The organism is Parafannyhessea sp. LCP19S3_B1, assembly GCF_052121955.1.
Taxonomy (GTDB): domain Bacteria; phylum Actinomycetota; class Coriobacteriia; order Coriobacteriales; family Atopobiaceae; genus Parafannyhessea.
This window is the reverse complement of record NZ_JBQKDH010000011.1, coordinates 26,502-46,379: the sequence shown is the minus strand read 5'-3', so window position 1 is coordinate 46,379 and position 19,878 is coordinate 26,502. Positions and strand designations below refer to the sequence as shown.

Annotated in this window: 15 protein-coding genes; 13 read left to right on the top strand and 2 right to left on the bottom strand. The window is 65.8% G+C overall.

Going from position 1 to position 19,878, the window contains the following annotated elements; translation table 11 throughout:
- Positions 1-71 precede the first annotated feature (71 nt).
- Both xerA and ACTQWE_RS07335 read left to right on the top strand, forming a co-directional pair.
- Complete coding sequence (gene xerA / locus ACTQWE_RS07340; RefSeq protein WP_441856189.1) at positions 72-1,058, top strand: site-specific tyrosine recombinase/integron integrase; 987 nt, start codon at positions 72-74, stop codon at positions 1,056-1,058.
- A 36-nt stretch (positions 1,059-1,094) separates the two neighbouring features.
- Entirely contained in the window at positions 1,095-2,204 is a 1,110-nt protein-coding gene (locus tag ACTQWE_RS07335) for a restriction endonuclease subunit S (RefSeq protein ID WP_441921486.1), read from the top strand.
- Between the two features lie 26 nt (positions 2,205-2,230).
- On the opposite strand, the gene ACTQWE_RS07330 is transcribed toward ACTQWE_RS07335, so the two are convergent.
- Positions 2,231-3,397, bottom strand: a complete 1,167-nt coding sequence (locus ACTQWE_RS07330; protein WP_441856186.1) for an AI-2E family transporter — start codon at positions 3,395-3,397, stop codon at positions 2,231-2,233.
- A 65-nt stretch (positions 3,398-3,462) separates the two neighbouring features.
- Between ACTQWE_RS07330 and ACTQWE_RS07325 the strand changes: the two genes are divergently transcribed.
- The 11 genes from ACTQWE_RS07325 to ACTQWE_RS07275 all read left to right on the top strand — a co-directional run bounded on the left by ACTQWE_RS07325 (position 3,463) and on the right by ACTQWE_RS07275 (position 18,857).
- Positions 3,463-4,248, top strand: coding sequence for a YaaA family protein (locus tag ACTQWE_RS07325; RefSeq protein WP_441856184.1), 786 nt, complete (start codon positions 3,463-3,465; stop codon positions 4,246-4,248).
- A 77-nt stretch (positions 4,249-4,325) separates the two neighbouring features.
- Positions 4,326-5,207 carry a DMT family transporter gene (locus tag ACTQWE_RS07320; RefSeq protein ID WP_441856182.1) on the top strand — a complete coding sequence of 294 codons (882 nt, stop codon included), beginning with the start codon at positions 4,326-4,328 and terminating at the stop codon, positions 5,205-5,207.
- A 38-nt stretch (positions 5,208-5,245) separates the two neighbouring features.
- A complete protein-coding gene (locus ACTQWE_RS07315; RefSeq protein ID WP_441856181.1) occupies positions 5,246-6,106 on the top strand; it encodes an exonuclease domain-containing protein in 861 nt (286 codons plus the stop codon).
- Positions 6,107-6,315: 209 nt separating this feature from the next.
- Complete coding sequence (gene htpG, locus ACTQWE_RS07310; RefSeq protein ID WP_441856180.1) at positions 6,316-8,292, top strand: molecular chaperone HtpG; 1,977 nt, start codon at positions 6,316-6,318, stop codon at positions 8,290-8,292.
- A 402-nt stretch (positions 8,293-8,694) separates the two neighbouring features.
- Positions 8,695-9,687 carry an ABC transporter permease gene (locus ACTQWE_RS07305; RefSeq protein ID WP_170104514.1) on the top strand — a complete coding sequence of 331 codons (993 nt, stop codon included), beginning with the start codon at positions 8,695-8,697 and terminating at the stop codon, positions 9,685-9,687.
- A 10-nt stretch (positions 9,688-9,697) separates the two neighbouring features.
- Positions 9,698-10,675 carry an ABC transporter permease gene (locus tag ACTQWE_RS07300; protein WP_441856177.1) on the top strand — a complete coding sequence of 326 codons (978 nt, stop codon included), beginning with the start codon at positions 9,698-9,700 and terminating at the stop codon, positions 10,673-10,675.
- A gap of 12 nt (positions 10,676-10,687) precedes the next feature.
- A complete protein-coding gene (locus ACTQWE_RS07295) occupies positions 10,688-12,709 on the top strand; it encodes a dipeptide ABC transporter ATP-binding protein (protein ID WP_439794093.1) in 2,022 nt (673 codons plus the stop codon).
- Positions 12,710-12,978: 269 nt separating this feature from the next.
- Complete coding sequence (locus ACTQWE_RS07290; protein WP_206109872.1) at positions 12,979-14,751, top strand: ABC transporter family substrate-binding protein; 1,773 nt, start codon at positions 12,979-12,981, stop codon at positions 14,749-14,751.
- Between the two features lie 250 nt (positions 14,752-15,001).
- Positions 15,002-16,132, top strand: a complete 1,131-nt coding sequence (locus ACTQWE_RS07285) for a hypothetical protein (protein ID WP_441856174.1) — start codon at positions 15,002-15,004, stop codon at positions 16,130-16,132.
- On the top strand, positions 16,129-16,389 hold the full coding sequence (locus ACTQWE_RS07280) for a hypothetical protein (protein ID WP_170104518.1): 261 nt from the start codon (positions 16,129-16,131) through the stop codon (positions 16,387-16,389). Before ACTQWE_RS07285 ends, ACTQWE_RS07280 begins: the two co-directional genes overlap by 4 nt.
- Before the next feature lie 734 nt (positions 16,390-17,123).
- Positions 17,124-18,857 (top strand): alpha-glucosidase, encoded by a 1,734-nt coding sequence (locus ACTQWE_RS07275; RefSeq protein ID WP_441856172.1) that lies wholly within the window; start codon positions 17,124-17,126, stop codon positions 18,855-18,857.
- A 9-nt stretch (positions 18,858-18,866) separates the two neighbouring features.
- On the opposite strand, the gene ACTQWE_RS07270 is transcribed toward ACTQWE_RS07275, so the two are convergent.
- Entirely contained in the window at positions 18,867-19,835 is a 969-nt protein-coding gene (locus ACTQWE_RS07270; protein WP_441856170.1) for a 3'-5' exonuclease, read from the bottom strand.
- Between the last annotated feature and the right edge of the window lie 43 nt (positions 19,836-19,878).

The window sequence follows — 19,878 nt, the reverse complement described above, 5'->3', positions numbered from 1 at the left end:
TGTACGCGCGGCGCGAGGTGTGCGCCGTCCGCCCGGCCCCCCAACACATGGCGCAATCCGAAGGAGGAGCCATGAATGAGGGCAAGGCAAAGATCCGGCAAATCGAGGACATGATGGCGGGGTCGCTCGACGCGGCGCAGCGCGAACTGCTTCACGCCGTCCTGAGGCATTGCCTGGACGATGACGATGCCGCTGGGGACGCCAGGGGCGTTGCCAGCAACGATAAGATGATCGAAGCCTTCTTCTCAGCCAAGAGACTCGAGGGATGCTCAGAGCGCTCGATAGGCTACTATGGCTCGGTGCTGCGCAGGTTCGTGGCGAAGGCCGGCAAGAGCCTGCGCGACGTGAATACCGAGGACGTGCGCAGCTACCTCATCGAATACGGCAGAAGGACAGGTGTCTCCAGGGTGACCGTAGACAACGTCCGGCGCGTCATATCGAGTCTGTTCTCCTGGCTCGAGGATGAGGACTACATCTTGAAGAGTCCAGTGCGTCGTATCAAGAAGATCAAGGCCCCGCGGGTCATTAAGCCCGTTATCTCCGACGAGGAGATGGAGAGGATGCGCGACGGTTGCTCCGAAACGCGCGACCTGGCAATGGTCGACCTGCTCGCATCCACCGGCATGCGCGTGGGCGAGCTCGTACGCCTCGACCGGAACGACATCGACTTCGAGGGCAGGCAGTGTGTTGTGAGGGGCAAGGGTGATAAGGAACGTCGGGTGTACTTCGACGCGCGCGCCAAGGTGCATCTAAACGAGTACCTGGCCTCCCGCTCAGACGACGACCCGGCACTCTTCGTCTCGCTAGGGCCGCACTGCCGCAGGTTGGAGGTTAGTGGCGTGGAGCTACGTCTACGTGAACTGGGGCGGAAGCTGGGGCTTTCCCGAGTGCATCCTCATAAGTTCAGGCGCACCATGGCTACGAAGGCCATTGACAAGGGGATGCCCATTGAGCAGGTGCAAGTACTTCTGGGGCACAGCAAGATAGATACGACGCTCTGCTACGCGATGGTCGACCAGGAGAACGTGAGGCAATCGCACCGGCGATACATCGCGTAGGCGGTGGTGGGCAAACCCCCGTTTGACGGGGAGGTCATGCGCCTGGGAGATATAGCTAAAGTAAGTGCCGGTAATGTTGCTCCGAAAAAGTCTGCGTTCTGCGACTCGGGCAAGCCTTTTGTCCGCGCTGGTAGCTTATCAGGGCTTCTGGCCGGTGGCAGTGTTCAATCACTTGAAAGAATCGATGATAAAACTGCTGAACGTCTTGGGTTCAGGTTGTTTCCTGCTGGAACCGTTGTTTTTGCCAAGAGCGGGATGTCTTGTTTGAAAGGCTACGTTTACACGCTACCTGAGGAATGCTATGTGGTGTCCCATCTTGCTTGCGTTACGCCATCAGCTGACTTATCAAAATATCTCGAGCACTACTTTAATTACAACAGACCTAACAGGTTGATCGAGAACCCCTCATTCCCGTCAATCAAACTTAGTCAAATCGAAGATATCGAAATACGTTTACCAGAAAAGTCTATTCGAGATAAGCAAGTTGGCCGTCTTGAAGCAGTGATAAACCTTGTGGATATTTGCAAAGATGCAGAATCAAGATTCGACGACCTCGTCAAATCCCGGTTTGTCGAGATGTTTGGAACACTTGAGCATCCAAGATATGCGATTGTCGAGCTGCAGGATATATGCGCCTACATAGTTGATTGCCCACATGAGACACCTAAGTACGATGGGATGCTTGAGTATCCCGCTATCCGAACATCTGAACTTGTGGGCACTACCATCGACTGGTCTTCGATGAAGTATGTCTCTGAGGAGGAGTACCAAAGGCGCACACGTCGCCTCATTCCGCAACCTGGGGACATCGTTTATGCTCGCGAAGGTACGTACGGCTCTGCGGCCATCCTTCCAGACGGTTATCGCTTCTGCCTTGGGCAACGCACTATGCTTTTTCGAGCCGATGCCTCTGTCTGTCTGCCCCAATACCTTCTGTTCGCTATTACGTCCCCAGATGTAAAAGGGCAGGCTGATTTGTTAAACGTGGGATCGACTGTTCCTCATGTCAACGTAAAGGATGCCAAGCGCTTCAGGATTCCTCTCCCGTCCCTCGCACTCCAGCGCGAGTTCGCGGACTTCGCCGCCCGCGTCGACAAACTGCGATTTGTTGCTACTGGAATTGTGTTAATTAACCCGATGACCTGATTCACGGCGGACAGCTCGGGCCGGCGCTAGTTTCGCGCGTCGCGCCAGGCCACGTACTTCTCGAAGTAGATCTTTGCGAGCGCGGCGCACGGGACGGCGACGAACATGCCGACGACGCCTCCCACCTTGCCGCCGACGACGAGGGCGACTATCACGAGGATCGGGTGCACCTCGACGGAATCGGCCAGGATCTTTGGGTTCACGATCTGGCCGTCCACGAACTGTATGACGGCGAGCACGACGACGGCGAGCGCGAACGTGCGGACGTCGCCCGCGACGAGGCACGAGACCGCGGTGGACGCGTACGCCACGATGGGGCCGACGTAGGGGATGAGGTTGCCGATGCCCGTGGCGAGCCCGATGAGGACGGCGTAGCGCACGCCGACGAGCTCGAGCGCGATGGTGACGGCGACGCCCATGAGCAGCGCGTCGATGAACTGCCCGCGCATGTAGCCCGCGAACGCGCGGCGCATGTCGAGCGCGAACGCGTGCAGGTGGCCGTAGGCGCGCGTGCCCATGAGGGAGCGCAGCGTGCGGTCCCAGTACGTGGCGAGGTTGTGCGCGTCGATGAGGAAGTAGACGCAGAATATGATCGCGAGCACGCCGTTGGCGACGAAGTCCCTCACGGCGCCGACGCCGTCGGTCACGGTCTGGCCGAAGCTCGCGCCCGACGTGCCGAACACGCCGGCGACGGACGACGCGGCGTGCTCGAGCTCCGCCCTCGAGAACCCGAGCGTGGCGGCTGCGCGCGCGATGCCGTCGTAGGCGCGCGACATGCTGCGGGCGACGTAGTCCGCGAGCTCCGCGAGGTTGCCGAGCGAGACCGAGCGCACGCTGTCCGTGACGAAGGCGAGAAGGACGGAGACCACGACGGCGAGGACGGCGACCGCTAGCAGCACCACCGCCACGACGGAAAGCGCGTGGCGCGCACGGTCCGCCGACGAGAGCGGGCGGACGCGCGAGAGGAGGGCGTCGAACTTCTCGACCGCGGGCCAGAGCAGGCAGGCCGCGAGGCCTCCCACGACGAGGGGATTCACGACCGCGAGGACCCACGCGCCCGCGCCGGCGAGCGCGGAGAGGATCTGCGGCAGGTACACGCCCACGTTCGCTACGACCGCGAGCACGAGCGCCGTCGCGATGACGTAGCGGCTGATGGTAGAGTACCTCTTGTCGTCAAGTCCGAAGCGGCTCATGGGGGTCTCCGTGTCTGTGCGCGGGTGGTCTGCGTGGCCCTGCAAGCATACCAAGGGAGGGCGCGATGCCGCTCATGTTCATACTCTCGCCAGCAAAGCGCATGGCGGAGGACGGGGGCGAGCCGCTGCCGACGGCGGAGCCGGCGCTCTTGGACCGCACGCGCCACCTTGCGGACGTCATGCGGCACATGCCGCCGGCGGAGCTCCAGGCGCTGTGGCGCTGCTCGGACGCGATCGCGCGCGACATGTGCCCGCGCCACGCGCGCATGGACCTGGACGGCCTGCTCGCGCGCGGAAGCTCTGCCGCGGCGTCGTATCGCGGCATCGCCTACCAGCACCTTGCCGCGCAGGTGATGGACGCGGGACAGCTGGCGTACCTCCAGCGCCACCTGCGGATACTCTCCGCGTTCTTTGGCGTGCTGCGCCCGCTGGACGCCGTGGTGCCGTACAGGCTGGAGATGGCGCAGCGCCTTGCCGTGCCGGCCTGCCCCCAGCTGGGGCTTCCCGCGGCGGGGGACCTGTATGCGTGGTGGGGCGACTCGCTGGCGGCGCGGCTTCTGCAGGAGGGCTGCGACGCGCTGGTGAACGTGGCGTCTGTGGAGTACGCGCGCGCCGTAGTGCCGCACATGGGCGAGGTGCCCGTGGTGACGTGCCGGTTTGGGCAGGTGCGGCCGTCGGACGGCGCCTTCGTGCAGCGCGCGACGGAGGCGAAGGCCGCGCGCGGCGACTTCGTGCGGTGGTGCGCGGAGCGCGGCGTTAAGGACGTGGGCGAGCTCGTGGGGTACCGCGGCCGCGGCTACGCGCTGGACGAGTCGCGCTCGACGGCGGACGCCCTGGTGTTCGTGCGGTAGCGATGCGGTGGGATGGTTGCATGACTGATACGTTGGAAAAGCGGGGCGCAACTGCTGCCCGGGCGCGCAGGGGGCGTGTGGTTGCAGGTACCGCCATGGTGCTTGCCGGGGCGAGCCTGTGGGGGCTCTCCGGCACCGTCACGAAGCTCCTCATGGACCGCACCGGCACGGACGCCGTGTGGCTCACGGACGTGAAGATGCTCCTGGGGTCCGCCGTGTTCTTCTGCTGCGCCGCGGTGGCGACGCCCGACCGCCTGCGCGGGGCCCTCCGCTCGCTGGCGCGCCCCGCGGAGCTCGCGCGCGTGCTCGTCATGTGCGTGATGGCCTACCTGGTGCTGAACGCGAGCTACTTCGCGAACGTCGCCGTGACGAACGCGGCGACGGCCACGGTGATGCAGAGCCTGGGCGCGCCCATGACGCTCGCGGTCATCTGCGTGCGCGAGCGGAGGCTGCCGTTCGCGTCGGAGGCTCTGTGCTTCGTGCTCGCGGTTGCGGGCACGTACCTCATGGCGACGGGCGGCAATCCCACGACGCTCGTGATGCCCGCGGCCGGCCTGGCGCTGGGCCTGCTCACGGCCATGGGCCAGGCGTCGGAGTCGCTTCTGACGGAGGGCTACGTCAGGCGCTGGGGGAGCCTCGTGGTGAACGCGGTGGGGTTTCTCGTGGCGGGCGCGCTGCTCCTGCCGGTGGCGAGGCCGTGGGTGCCGGGCCCAACGCTCTCGTACCAGCCGCTTGACTGGGCCCTTCTCGCGTTCTCCGTGCTTGTGGGCACGTTTGGCGCCGGGGCGCTGTTCATGGCGGGCCTCCACCGCGTCGGCCCGGTGCGGACGACGCTTTTGAGCACGTCCGAGCAGCTCACGTCTGCGGTGAGCTCCGTGGTCCTCACGTCCACGACCTTCTCGCCCGCGGAGCTCCTGGGCTTTGTGCTCATCACCGTCATGGTGGTCGTCACGGCGTAGACTGTGGTGGGCGACCGCTGCGGCGAGGGGAGGCACGCATGACATACCGGCCAAGGCCGTGCCACGTGGACGTGGCCGACCTCCCGCGCAGCTACGTGTGCTACGACCTCGAGACCACGGGCCTGGGCCCGGACGCGCGCATCGTGGAGATCGGCGCTGTCCGCGTGATCGACGGCTGGGAGGACGAGAAGTTCGACACCTTCGTCGCGCTCCCCGCGGGGGTGCGCATGGAGCCGGGCGCCCGGGCCGTGAACCGCATCACGGACGCCATGCTGGCAGGCGCCCCGGACGAGGCGGAGGCGCTTGCGGCGTTCTGCCGCTTTGCGGAGGACTTCGCGCTGGTGGGGCAGAACATCGCCGCGTTCGACAACGTGCTCCTGGAGCGCGCCGCCGCCCGGCAGCGCGTGGCGTCGCCCACGCGAAACGGCTTCGTGGACACCATGGTGCTCTATCGCGAGCTGGTGGGAAAGCCCGCGAGCCTCGCGGCGATCTGCGGCCACTACGGCGTGAGCAACCCGCAGGCGCACCGCGCGTGGGCGGACGCCGTTGCCACGAGCGACTGCTACCAGGCGATCCTTAGGGACGCGGGCTCCCGCCGGCTGTGCGTGGGCGACCTGGACCAGGGCCCCAGGGGAGAAGAGCTCGCCGGCGAGCTGCTGTGCTTCACAGGCAACAGCTACGACCTGCCGAAGCGCGACATGGAGGTGCTCGCGCTTCTGCACGGCGCCCGGCTGAGCAGGGGAGTGACGAGGCGCGTCACCATGCTGGTGGAGCTTGACCCGGCGGCCGGGCGCGAGACCGCGAAGCTGCGCCGCGCCCGCGAGCTGGGGACGCCCGTCGTCCGCGGCGAGGCGCTGCTCGCCCGCCTGGGGCTGACGGCGCGGGACCTGCGCAGGTAGCCGCGCCGCGCCCGCGAGCGCACGGCGGTGCCGCGGCCGGGGCGGCGCGTTCTTCTCGCCCGCGCAGACCTAAGCGCGTGCGGCATAGGTTTTCTGTTTTGGCGCGTATACGATATCTTGCTTGGGGTATCCACATACCTGTACACAACGGGGCGCTGCCGTGCGGCGGCGCCCGCAAGACACGATGCCGCGCGGAAGGGAAGCCTGCCATGAAGCAGTTCAAGACCGAGAGCAAGAAGCTCCTGGACCTGATGATCAACTCCATCTACACCAACAAGGAGATCTTCCTGAGGGAGCTGATCTCGAACGCGTCCGACGCCCTGGACAAGCTGAGCTTCGAGGGCCTGACGGACGAGTCGAAGCGCGTGGACGAGGAGCTCGCGATCGACCTGTCATTCGACAAGGACGCCCGCACCATCACCGTGGCGGACAACGGCATCGGCATGACGGCGGACGAGCTCGACAAGAACCTGGGCACGATCGCGCACTCCGGCTCGCAGGAGTTCAAGAGCCAGAACGCGGACGCCCAGGGCGACGCCGTCGACATCATCGGCCAGTTTGGCGTGGGCTTCTACTCGAGCTTCATGGTCGCGAAGCGCGTGCGCGTCGTGAGCCGCGCCCTTGGCGAGGACGTCGCGCACTCCTGGGAGTCCGACGGCGTCAGCGGCTACTCGATCGACGAGGTGGCCGAGGCCGACCTGCCCGAGGCCCTGCGCGGCGAGCGCGCCCACGGCACGCAGATCACGCTGTTCCTGCGCGACTCCACGGAGGAGGACGACACCGACCAGTTCCTGAGCGAGTGGAAGCTCCGCGAGCTCGTGACGCAGTACTCCAACTACGTGCGCTACCCCGTGCGCATGATGGTGACGAAGAGCCGCCAGAAGCCGGCGCCCGACCCCAAGCCGGACGACTACAAGCCGGAGTACGAGGACTACCAGGAGCTGGAGACCCTCAACTCCATGACGCCCATCTGGAAGAAGCGCAAGTCGGAGGTGGAGCAGAAGGACTACGACGAGTTCTACACCTCCACGTTCCACGACTGGGAGAAGCCGCTGCGCACGCTGAGCTTCCACGCCGAGGGCGCCATCAGCTACGACGCGCTGCTGTTCATCCCGAGCGTCGCGCCGTTCGACCTGTATAGCAAGGACTACCAGAAGGGCCTCGCGCTGTACAGCTCCAGCGTGCTCATCCAGGAGAAGTGCGCGGACCTGCTGCCCGACTACTACAACTTCGTGCACGGCATCGTGGACTCGCCGGACGTCACACTGAACATCAGCCGCGAGACGCTGCAGCAGAACTCGCAGCTCCGCGCCATCGCACGCCGCATCGAGAAGAAGGTGACCGCCGAGCTCGAGGACATGCGCGACAACGACCGCGAGGCGTACGAGAAGTTCTTCAAGAACTTTGGCCGCGGCCTGAAGTTTGGCATCTACAACAGCTACGGCTCGAAGGCCGACGAGCTGGCGGACCTCCTGCTGTTCTGGTCCGCGCGCGACGAGAAGATGGTGACGCTCAAGGAGTACGTCTCCGGCATGGCCGAGGGGCAGGAGAAGATCTACTATGCCGCCGGCGAGACCCGCGAGCTCCTGGCGCAGACGCCTGCCGTGAGGAGCGCGCTTTCCCACGGCTACGACGTGCTGCTGTGCACGGAGGACGTGGACGAGTTCATGTTCCAGTTCCTGCGCAGCTACCACGTGGACGCCGTCGCGGGCGACTCCGAGCACAAGGGCACCGAGGCCCGCGACCTCGAGCTGCAGAACGTCGCCGACGCGAACCTCGACCTCGCGAGCGAGGACGAGAAGAAGGAGGCCGAGAAGGCCACCGAGGAGAACAAGGACCTGTTTGGCGAGCTGAAGGACGCCCTGGACGGCAGGGTCGCGGACGTGAAGGTCTCCGCGAACCTGGACGAGGACACGCCGGCGACCGTCACGGCCGAGGGCCCGGTCTCGCTCGAGATGGAGCGCCGCCTGCAGCAGTCCCCGGAGGCCGGCCAGGCGCCGAAGGCGAGCCGCGTGCTGATGCTTAACGCGAAGCACCCGGTGTTTGGCAAGCTCCAGGCCGCGAAGGGCGACAAGGAGCGCCTTGCCATTATGGGTGACATCCTGTACAACCAGGCGCTTCTGGTGGAGGGCCTGCCCGTGGAGGACCCGGCGAAGTTCGCGCGCGAGATCACGGAGCTCATGTAGCGCGCGCCGCCCGGGGCGGGCGAAGGCTCGCTCCGGCGACGTAATGAGGCTGTAACAAAGGAAGATTCTTCCGCAAAGGCGGCCCTGGCCTGCAAGGTGCAGGTCGGGGCCGCTTTTTGTGGCTCTTCTCGTCAGTTTTTTACTTGAAATCTCCAAGTTTGGTGCAAGATACAGATAAGTAACACGCCTGCAATGATACTATCAAGCCCATTGTGCCTTTAGGCCGTCCGGATAAGGCGGGCGACGGGGGCGCGATGACGGCCGCCTTGAACCCAGGGCTTGACGGACCTGGGGCCACGCGACCGTTTCAGAGGGCACCCCCTGCATTGCAGACCGAACCCGCGAGCTCCGCGGGCGACTTGTGCGCGAAGGGGGCGCTGGGACACCGATCAAGGAGCACCAATGGCACGGTTCGTCTGGTACATCACCAAGCGAGTCCTGAACTACGTAGTGATGATCTTCGTCGCGACGTCGCTCACGTACTTTCTGGCCTCGTCCTTCATGAGCCCGCGCTCGAACTACGAGTCGCGGACGCCCCGTCCGCCGCAGGAGTCGATCGAGGCGTCGCTCGACAGGGCGAACCTCAACGACAAGACGCCCATCATGGAGCGCTACCAGAAGTGGCTCGGCGGCATCTTCACCAAGTTCGACTGGGGCATGACTCCCCAGGGCGGCAGCGTCAACCAGGAGATGTCGGGACGCATCGGGGCCTCCGTCAAGCTCATGCTGTTCCCGACCGTGCTGTCCATCGCGATCGGCGTCAGCCTCGGCGTCTACACGGCGCAGCGGCAGTACCACTGGCAGGACAGGTTCTGGAGCGGCGTCGCGTCGGTGTTCCTGGTCATACCGACCGTCGTCCTCGCGATCCTCGTCGTGTTCTTCGCGATCGAGATCAACAGCGCTGCCGGAACGCGCATCTTCTACGTCACGGGCCTGCAGAGCTACACCGGCGGCAACGTGTTCCTTGAGTTCCTGGACTTCCTGCAGCACATGATCCTGCCGACCATCGTGCTCACCATCATCTCGGCCGTCGGCTACCACCTGAACCAGCGCACGTACCTCCTGGACGAGATGCACGCGGACTACGTGCGCACCGCACGCGCGAAGGGCCTCACCCGCAAGCAGGCCATCCGCAAGCACGCGCTGCGCGCCTCCCTCATCCCCACGTCCGTGAACGTCGCGTTCTCCATCGCGGGCATCTTCACCGGCGCCGTCATGACCGAGAAGATCTTCGCCATCCACGGCCTGGGCGAGTACTTCATCAACGCCATCAACGGCAACAACATCCACGGTGCCGTCGCCGTCGCAGCGTTCAGCGGCGTCTGCACCCTGGCGGGCGCGCTCCTGGCGGACCTCTTCGCCGCAGCGCTCGATCCGCGAATCAAGATGAGCTAAGGAGATGGCAATGGAAGAGCAGAACGAGAGCAGGAAGCTCACCAACGCCGAGCTCGAGCTTCAGGCAGACGCGGCCGGCGCCGGCGAGGTCAAGCGCATCAGCTACGCGGGACTCATCGCCCGCAGGTTCTTTAGGCAGAAGAGCGCCATCGCAGGACTCATCGTCCTGGGCGTCATGGTGCTCATCGCCGTCATCGGTCCCATGGTGTGCCCGTACGACTACACCGAGCCCGACTTCGCGGCCATCAACGTGCCGCCGAACGCCCAGCACTGGTTCGGCACGGACGGCGGAGGCTTCGACCTCTTCGCGTGCGTCGCGCACGGACTGGGCCGCTCGCTCGTGATCGGCATCTCCTACGCGCTCCTCACCATGGTCATCGCCGCGGTCATCGGCACGGCCATCGCGTACGTGCGCGGCTGGGGCGAGAAGGTCGGCATGTGGATACTCGACATGCTCCTCGTCATCCCGAGCTTCCTCCTGGTCGCCATGATTGTCCGCGCCGCCTCCGGCGCGACCGGCTGGCTCGTCCTCATCCTTGGCCTGACGGCGTTCGGCTGGATCGGCTACGCCAGGACGCTGCGCACCATGGCGCTGTCGCTGCGCGAGCGCGACTACGTCAAGGCCGCCAAGTACATGGGCGTCCACCCCATGAGGATCATCGTCCGCCACCTCATCCCCAACCTGGGCTCCATCCTCATCATCGACACCGTCCTCGGCGTTATCGCCGGCATCAACTCCGAGACCGCGTACAGCTTCCTCGGCCTCGGCATCAAGTCGCCGGACACCTCGCTCGGCCTCATCCTCTCGCAGGGCTCCTCCGCGATGCTGTCGGGTCCCTGGATCGTCCTCATCCCGTCGCTGGTCCTCGTCGTCCTGTGCGTGAGCATGCAGCTCATCGGCGACGGCCTGCGCGACGCGTTCGACCCCTACTCCCGCGCCGCGGGCTCGGTCGACGACGATACTGACGACGACGGCGACCAGAAGTAAACGGAGACACCAATGGCAGAGAAGAACGAAAACACCATGGCCGCGGACGAGGTCCTGCGCTACGAGCTCCTGGAGTCCAACGGCCCCAAGGGCGCGCCGACCGGCGACCCCGTCCTGAGCGTCCGCGACCTCCACGTCTCGTTCAACACCGAGGCGGGCGTCGTGCACGCCGTCCGCGGCGTGAACTTCGACCTGTGGGGCGGCCGCACCCTCGGCATCGTCGGCGAGTCCGGCTCCGGCAAGTCCGTCACGGCCCTGTCGCTCATCGGGCTGCTGGACGACAACGCCCACGTCACCGGCTCCATCAGGCTCAGGGGCGAGGAGCTCCTCGGCAAGACTGACGAGGAGATGTCCGAGTACCGCGGCACGAAGATCTCGATGATCTTCCAGGACCCGCTGTCCGCGCTCACCCCCATGTTCTCCATCGGCGACCAGCTCGCCGAGGCGCTGCTCATCCACAACCCCGGCATGCACAAGGCGGACGTCCGCAAGCGCTGCATCGAGCTTCTCGAGCTCGTGGGCATCACGGACCCCGAGGACAGGCTCGACGCCTATCCGCACGAGTTCTCCGGTGGCATGCGCCAGCGCGTGGTCATCGCCATCGCCATCGCGAACAACCCGGACATCATCATCGCGGACGAGCCCACCACGGCGCTCGACGTGACGATCCAGGCCCAGATCCTGGACATCCTGAAGGTCGCCCAGCGGGAGACCGGCGCGGCCGTCGTCCTCATCACCCACGACCTCGGCGTCGTGGCGGGTTCCGCGGACGACGTCATGGTCATGTACGCCGGGCGCGCCGTCGAGCGCGCGAGCATCGACACCGTGTTCGCGAAGCCGTCGCAGCCGTACACCATGGGCCTGCTCGGCGCCGTGCCGAAGCCCCACGTCGCCGCGACCACGCGCCTCGTGCCCATCAAGGGCAACCCGCCCTCGCTCGCCGCCATCCCGACCGGCTGCCCCTTCCACCCGCGCTGCCCGATGGCGACCCCCGAGTGCGCCCAGGCCGAGCCGGAGCTCCTGCCCATCGAGCCTTCCGAGGGACACCTCGTGTCCTGCCACTGGATGGACAAGATCCGCGAGAAGGGCCTCACGTTCGAGGACGTCTATCCCGACCTCGAGCCGCTGAACCCGAAGTGGGCGGAGGTCCCCCGCGACCAGCGCCCGGTCGTGCTCGAGGTGAAGGACCTCGTGAAGACCTTCCCGGTGCAGGGCAAGGGCCTCATTCGCAGGAACAAGGGCACGATGACCGCCGTCGACCACGCCTCGTTCAAGATCCACGAGGGCGAGACGCTCGCGCTCGTCGGAGAGTCCGGCTCGGGCAAGTCCACGACCCTCATGCAGATCATGGACCTCGTGAAGCCGGAGAACGGCAGCATCACCGTCCTCGGCAAGAACACGGCGGACCTCAGGAACAACCGCGAGCGCCGAGAGCTGAGGCGCGACCTGCAGGTCATCTTCCAGGACCCCATGAGCTCCCTCGACCCGCGCATGCCCATCTACGACGTGCTCGCGGAGCCGCTCGAGGCGCAGGGCTGGAAGAAGGGCGACATCAACAGGCGCATCGGCGAGCTCATGAGCCTCGTCGGCATCAACCCCGACTACGTCGACCGCTTCCCGTCGCAGTTCTCCGGCGGCCAGCGCCAGCGCATAGCGATCGCGAGGGCGCTTGCCACGAGCCCGAAGATCCTGCTTCTGGACGAGCCCATCGCCTCGCTGGACGTCTCCATCCAGGCCGGCATCATAAACCTGCTGGAGGACCTGCAGACCGAGCTGAAGATCAGCTACCTGTTCGTGGCGCACGACCTCGCGGTCATCAGGCACATCTCGGACACCGTCGCCGTGATGCACCTGGGCAAGATCGTCGAGTACGGCGAGACCGAGGACGTATTCACGAACCCGCAGGACCCGTACACGAAGGCCCTGCTCTCGGCCATCCCCATCCCGGACCCGAAGGTCGAGCGCACGCGCGAGCGCCTCGTGTACAGGGACGGTGAGCTCGTGAGCGCGTCGAGCCTCACGCGCCGTGGGTAGAAGCCCTAGGTGACGCTCTGGACGAACAGGTAAGAATAGAAATGAAATGTCCTTCTTGCGAAGGCAGCTTCATGCATGTCGCGAGGTTAAAGGGCTGATGAGAGGCACCTTGGCAGTTGACTGCTAAGGTGCTTTTCGTTTGCACAATAGCGGAATTTTTTCCATTTCTCTTTCAAATATTGGTATGCTTAGTGCTAGTTTCAGCTTGCGCGTCGCACCATGGGCGCGCGTAACTGCAGGCATGCATAGAAGGAATAGGGAGATTCGATATGTCCATGTCTAACCTTTCCCGTCGCTCGTTCTTTGGGCTGAGCGGCAGCGCGGCCGCGATCCTGGGCCTCGGCCTCGTCGGCTGCGGCGGGGGAAGCGACTCCTCCGACGGCGCGAAGGCCGTCTCCGCGGAGCCCCAGAACGGCACCCCGGCGAACACCCCGCTCGACAAGCTGCCGCTTCCCAAGAAGGGCAAGGTCTACAACAACCCGCAGAAGCGTGACAACGTGAAGGACGGCGGCACGCTGGTGCTCCCCTCCGGCGAGATCGGTCCCGCCTGGAACTACCTGTCCGTTGACGGAAACACTCAGGAGATGCACAACCTGTGGGACTTCTACATGCCCACCTACATCTTCCTGACCGACGCCACCGCATCCAAGTTCGAGCCTAACCCGGACTTCATCACCGAGGCCAGCACCGACGAGAAGGACGGCAAGCAGGTCGTCCACTACAAGCTGAACGACAAGGCGCGCTTCAACGACGGCACGCCCATCGACTACCGTGCCTACAAGGCCGTCTGGACCGTCATGAACGGCTCCGACGAGCACTACACCCCGGCTGCGACCGACGGCTACGACCGCATCGAGTCCGTCGAGCGCGGCGACACCGACTACGACGTCGTCATCACGATGAAGGACCCGGTCTATCCCGCCGAGCTCCTCTTCACCTACGTCCTGCACCCGGATGCCACGGACTACGACAAGTACAACAGCTTCAACAACAACCCGCACTCCGACGACTGGGGCTACGGCCCGTACAAGATCGAGTCCTTCGACACCACGCAGTGCAAGTTCGTCCCGAACCCCAACTGGTGGGGCGACAAGCCGAAGCTCGACTCCGTCACCTTCAAGCAGATGGACTCCCAGGCGCTGTTCAACGCCTTCAAGAACGGCGAGATCGACGCCACGGGCACCGCGCAGAGCGGCTCCAAGGAGATGCTCTCGAACTTCCTGGACATGAAGGACGCAGAGGTCCGTCGCTCCGACTCCGCCTCCGTCGCGAACATCGAGCTCAACAGCACCCGTGGTGCCCTCAAGGACAAGGCCGTCCGCAAGGCGTTCACGCAGTGCCTGTACATGCCGACGATCCTTTCCGTCGTCTACCAGGGCGTCAACTGGAAGGAGGAGACGCCGGGCTCGTTGCTGACCCCGATCTGGGCCGACGGCTACGAGAACTGCATGCCGTCCGACGTCTCTGACCTGAAGGACGCCGCGTCGCACACCGCCGCCGCGAAGAAGACCCTCGAGAAGGCCGGCTACAAGCTCAAGGGCGACTACTACGAGAAGGACGGCAAGAAGGTCTCCTTCAGCTTCACCACGTTCGGCGACTCCAACACCGTCAAGAACCGCGCCGCCGCCGTCATCAAGATGGCGAAGGACGCCGGCATGAAGGTGAGCGAGGACAACCACCCCGCGTCCGAGTTCTCCGACGTCCTCACCAGCGGTAACTGGGACGCCACCCTGTTTGGCTGGGTCTCCACGGCCACCTCTTCCTGGAACGGTCCGCAGATCTACGGTAAGGACTCCGCGTCCAACTTCACGCACCTGGGCTCCAAGGAGCTCGACGAGGAGCTTGGCAAGGTCATCGAGATCGAGGACCACGACGAGCAGATCAAGGCCCTCAACAAGGCCGAGAAGAAGGCCATGGAGTCCTACGGCTTCATCCCCGTCTACGCCGGCGCAGACGTCGTCGTGACGAAGAAGGGCCTTGCGAACTACGGCCCCGCCCTGTACCAGAGCGTCCGCTCCGAGGACATCGGCTGGCAGAAGTAGTAGCGGCGACCTGTGCCCAGGGCGTCGCGGCCGGTGCCGTGACGTCCCGGGCGACGACATGCGCGCCCCCAATGGGGAGCCCCCGCCTCGACGCAGGCGGGGGCTCCCTTTCGCTTGCGCGGGAGGGGCTGCGGTGCATCGGGGCGCGGGTGGCGGACGCCGCCCGTGGAATGACGCGGCGCTAGGCATCGTCGTGCTCTAAACTAGTCATCCACGCGGCGTGTCACGGGCTGACGGAGAGGGGAGCCACATGTCGAAGCGACTGAAGATCACGATCGACGGGCAGGCGCTGTACGCGGACCTGTGCGAGGGCGAGGCGCCGGGCGCCGTCGCGGCGCTCGAGCGTGCGGGAGGCTTCGAGTCCGTTCTTTTTGCGGCCGACGTATGCTACGGCGAGCTCACGTTCGCGACCCCGGCGAGCGACTACTGGGACGAGCAGAACGTGCAGGAGGAGACGCTCCCCGGTGACGTGACGTTCTACAACGACTGGAGCGCCGTCTGCATCTTCACGCAGAGGATGGAGCAGTTTGCGCCGGGGGCGAAGGTGGCGCAGGTGAGGCCCGACGACCTGCCGGCGTTCCAGGAGCTGTACGCGAGGGTGTGGCGCCGCCAGGGGGCGCGCCTGCGCTGCGAGGTGGTGGAGCGCGACGACGCCACGGGGGCGGAGCGGCACCTTGGTCCCGCGACCACGCCGAGGCGCGTCGCCGCGCCCGCGGTGGCGCGCTTCGAGGCGCTGTTGCGCGAGATATGGCTCGAGCGCCCCGTCGAGCTTGACGACATGGTGGAGCGAAACGCGACGACCGGCCGCGAGCTGGGCGTATGGGCGTATGCCTGGGGCGAGCTCGTGAACCTCTCGGACATGCTCCTCGTGCTCATGCGCATGGCGCGCCAGAAGAACGGCGGCGTCAGGACCCTGCGCGCCGTCGCGGCGGAGCAGTGCCGGTTCTTCTCGGACGTGTTTGGGAGCTCGGCGCACATGGTGGACACGCGGCTGATCCTGGCGGAGGCCGCGAGCTACCTGGAGGGCGCGGAGACGTACGAGGCGTTCGTGGAGCTTGCGCGCGCGGTGCAGCTGTGGGTGCTGCAGATGAGCTTCTGGTGCGACATGGAGCTGCCGTGGGACGTGATGAGCAGGACGCTGCACGAGGCGTGGAACCCAGACGTGCCTGCCGCGGGGGAGCGGCGTGGCAGGCCCGGCAAGGGCGGACGCAAGGGGGAAGGCAAGCCAAAGAAGCACAAGAAGGACAAGAAGCACAGGGGCAAGAAGGACAAGGGCGCCGGGAAGCGCAAGGACAAGGGCGCCGAGAAGGGCCGGAAGTTAAAGGTGAAGGTCGGCGAGGGCCGCAAGGCGCAGCGCGACGGCGCGGAGGCGGGAAAGTGACGAGGTCGTCTTCCGCGGAGGCACGGCGCAAGGGGAGGCCGACGGCGGGTCGCGTGATACACGGGCAGGCCACGGACGAGGGCATGGTACACGACCACGCGTACCACGCGTGCGAGCGCAAGCGGCGCTTCGAGTCGAAGGCGGAGGCCCAGAAGGCCGCGAGCCGCGGCTCGAGGCGCAAGGACGCGCCGCAGCTGTACGCGTATCGCTGCGAGCTGTGCGGCGGCTGGCACCTGACGCACCGGAAGCCCCGCTAGCAAGCTGGTCGCGGCGTTTCCGGAGGGTTTCCGAAGGCATGCGGGAAAAGTTAAATTCCACGCCGTCGCGACGTATCGATTGCGCGCGAGTGGGTAGACTAACAACAGTTGCAGAAGGACGTCGGAACGTGAGCGGCGGCCTCGAGCTTTGGAGGTGAGTCCAATGGGCCTAGATGAATGCCATCCAGTGCGTCTGCCCATGGACCTCTAGCTTCTTTTTCATGCGGTAGCGTTTGGGCACCGCGGTTTTGGTCCAGATAGTGGGCTTCGAGCCAGGATTCGGAAGGCAGACGTGCGGGCGGGCCACTCGTCAGGCTTCGCGCTTGCCCGGAAGATGACGAAACGGCGTGGCACGCCTTGACCCTGTAGGGATTCTTTACGAGCCTGTAGCTGGCTGCGAGGGCGGCCACTCGCTCTGAGGGATAGGATCGCGTCCCGCGCGTCGCGGTGCTGGCAAGAGGGTGAGACCAAAGTTCTGATTGAACCGGGCAGGGGCCCGGGCTTTCCCGCAGGAGATGCCGCACCCCGGTAGGGGGCGGCCAATCAAGGAGGGATACCACACTAACGGTCATGCGGACTGGCTCCGCTAGATAAGAGGTTGGGGGCGAGAAGGACACGTTCTTCTCGCCCCTTTTTATGTCGGGACGCCTTGCGTTTTTTGGGGGCGGACTCAAAATGATGGGAAGGACGAGATTGCCCGCGCCGCGTGCGCGGGCGTGTGCATAGGAGGGTCCATGGCTCGGACGGACTGGTACAAGGACATGGTCTTCTACCAGATTTGGCCGCGCAGCTTCTGCGACGGAAACGGCGACGGCGTGGGAGACCTGTGGGGCGTGCTGCGGAAGCTGGACTACGTGAAGTCGCTGGGCGTGACCGGGATCTGGTTCAGCCCGCTGTACCCCTCCCCGAACGCGGACTTTGGCTACGACGTGAGCGACTACCGCGACATCGACCCCGCGTACGGCGACCTGGACGTGTTTGACCAGGTGGTTGCCGCCGCGCACGAGCGCGACCTGAAGGTGGTCATGGACCTGGTGATAAACCACACCTCCAGCGAGCACGAGTGGTTTAGGCAGGCGTTGGCGGACGCGGAATCTCCGTACCACGACTACTACTTCTTCCGCAAAGGGGGCGTGGACCGCAGGGGCCGGCGCGTGCCGCCCAACAACTGGGACAGCCTGCTTGGCGGGTCCGCGTGGGAGTACGTGGAGTCGCTGGACGAGTACTACCTGCACACGTTCGACGCGGCGCAGCCGGACCTGAACCTGGACAACCCCGCCGTCCGCGACGAGGTGGAGGGCGTGATGCGCTTCTGGCTGGACCGCGGCGTGGACGGCTTCCGCGAGGACGTGATCACCTTCGTGAGCAAGCCCAAGGGCCTACCGAGCGACGTGCTGGGGCTGCCGGGCGCGCGCGGGCTGCGCCTGTACAACTGCGGGCCGCGCCTGCGGAGCTACCTCATGCAGTTCCGCCGCGACGTGCTGGACTCACGCGACTGCGTGGTGGTGGGCGAGGCGCCCATGCTCGGCGCGCGCAAGGCGCTGGGGCTGACGGCCGCCCGCCGCGGCGAGCGCCCGCTCGATTTGGTGATAGGCTTCGACCACATGCAGGCGGACTGCCTGTACACGGAGTATCTGCCGCGCCCGTTCTCGCTGCGCAGGCTGAAGCGCGCGTACGCGCAGTGGCAGGAGGCGCTGGGGGAGTGCGGCTGGTGCGCGCTGTACCTCGAGAACCACGACCACCCGCGCGTGGTGAGCCGCTACGGCAGCAAGGCGTTCCGCGCGGAGTCCGCGTCGTCGCTCGCCGCGAGCTACCTGTTCCAGAAGGGCACGCCCTTCGTGTACCAGGGGCAGGAGCTGGGCATGACCAACGTGAGCTTCGACTCCATCGACCTGGTGCCGGACCCTCAGGCCCACGCGCACTACCGCCGCATGGTCGAGGGCGGGAAGTCCCCGCAGGACGCGCTTGCCCTGGTGAACCGCGCCGGGCGCGACAACGCGCGCTCGCCCATGCAGTGGACGGGCGAGAAGGACGCGGGCTTCTGCCCGGGGGACGCCCGGAAGGCGCCGTGGGTCGCCGTGAACCCCAACTACACGGAGGTGAACGTGGCGGCGGAGGACGAGGACCTGATGTCGCCCCTGAACTTCTATAGGCACGCCATACGGCTGCGCAGGCTTCTGCCCGTGGTGCGCAGCGGCAGGTACCACGAGTTCAAGCGCGCGAGCACGAGGCTGTACGTGTACGCGCGGGAGTCCACGTGGTCGCGGCTGCTGGTGATGTGCTCGTTTTCCGACGAGCCCGTGACGTTTCGCGTTCCGGACACGTACGGCGACCTGGGCGACGGTGTACTGGCGCTTTCGAACTACTACGTGACGGATTCGGAGGCCGACGACGCGAACCAGCTGACGCTGCGCCCGTGGGAGACGCGCGTGTACGTGTTTGGCCGCGACGCGGTGCTCGTGGACTAGCGGCCGGCGCTACTTGAACATGTTGCGCTCGGCAAACTCCGCCTGGACCGTCTTGAACATGAGGTCGACGTCATCGAGGCCCAGGTGGACCTCCGCCTCGTCGCCGGAGAGGACGCCGCGGCGCCTTGCCCAGCTCTCCAGCGCGGCGGGGCGCGAGTCGTGTGGGAGGGTCTTGTAGTCCGGGTCCACGCGACGGCAGATGTCGCGAGAGTCTATCACCACGATCTGGCCGGCCTTGCGCGCCTCCGCGTAGCCGTCCAGGTGCAACGTGAGCCACGAGTCCTCGAACGCGGCGTTGTGAGCCATGATGGGGAACGCCTTGAACGCCGTCAGCAGGGCCTCCTGCTCGCGGCGGGCGTCGCGGAACGCCGGCTTGCCCGCGAGGTCGTCCCACGTGATGTGGTGGATGTCGCTCAGGGGGACGCCCGCCTCCTGGTACAGGGACGGTATGCCGAAGTACGCGGTGTGGCCGTCGTGCGGCTTCGCCTTGGGCGCAAGGTCCATGAACTCCATGCCCAGGTTGATGATGTAGCCGCGGTCCGGGTAGCGGTCCGTGGTCTCGAGGTCGATTCCCATGACGGTGCCGCTGACCGGCGCCTCCGTGTACGCGACGCCCAGGTCCTGCAGCAGCGGCCCGGCCGACGCCGCGACGTCCGCCACCGGCCTGTGCTGCATGGCGGCGACCGAGCGCACGAGGTCCTCGTCCGAGAGCCTTCGCGCGAGGCTGAAGTCGTTGGAGTCGTTGCGCAGGCGCGCCGCTCCGTACTTGTCGCAGATGACGCGGTTCTGATCGGCCAGCGACTGGATGAGTGAGAACGAGAACGGCTCCTGGCCGGCCGGCGCGCTCTTCCAGGCGTCGAGCAGCAGGCCGATTGCCTCCTCGTTCTTGCGGCGCTCGTCCGTGAGGGACTGGTCATCCACGAGGAAGCCGGGAAACGCCAGCGCGTTTGCGTGCTCGATGGCCTGTGCGAGGTTCATGCGTTGTCCTAACGTGCGACGGTGAGGCTCTGCCGGCCGCGCC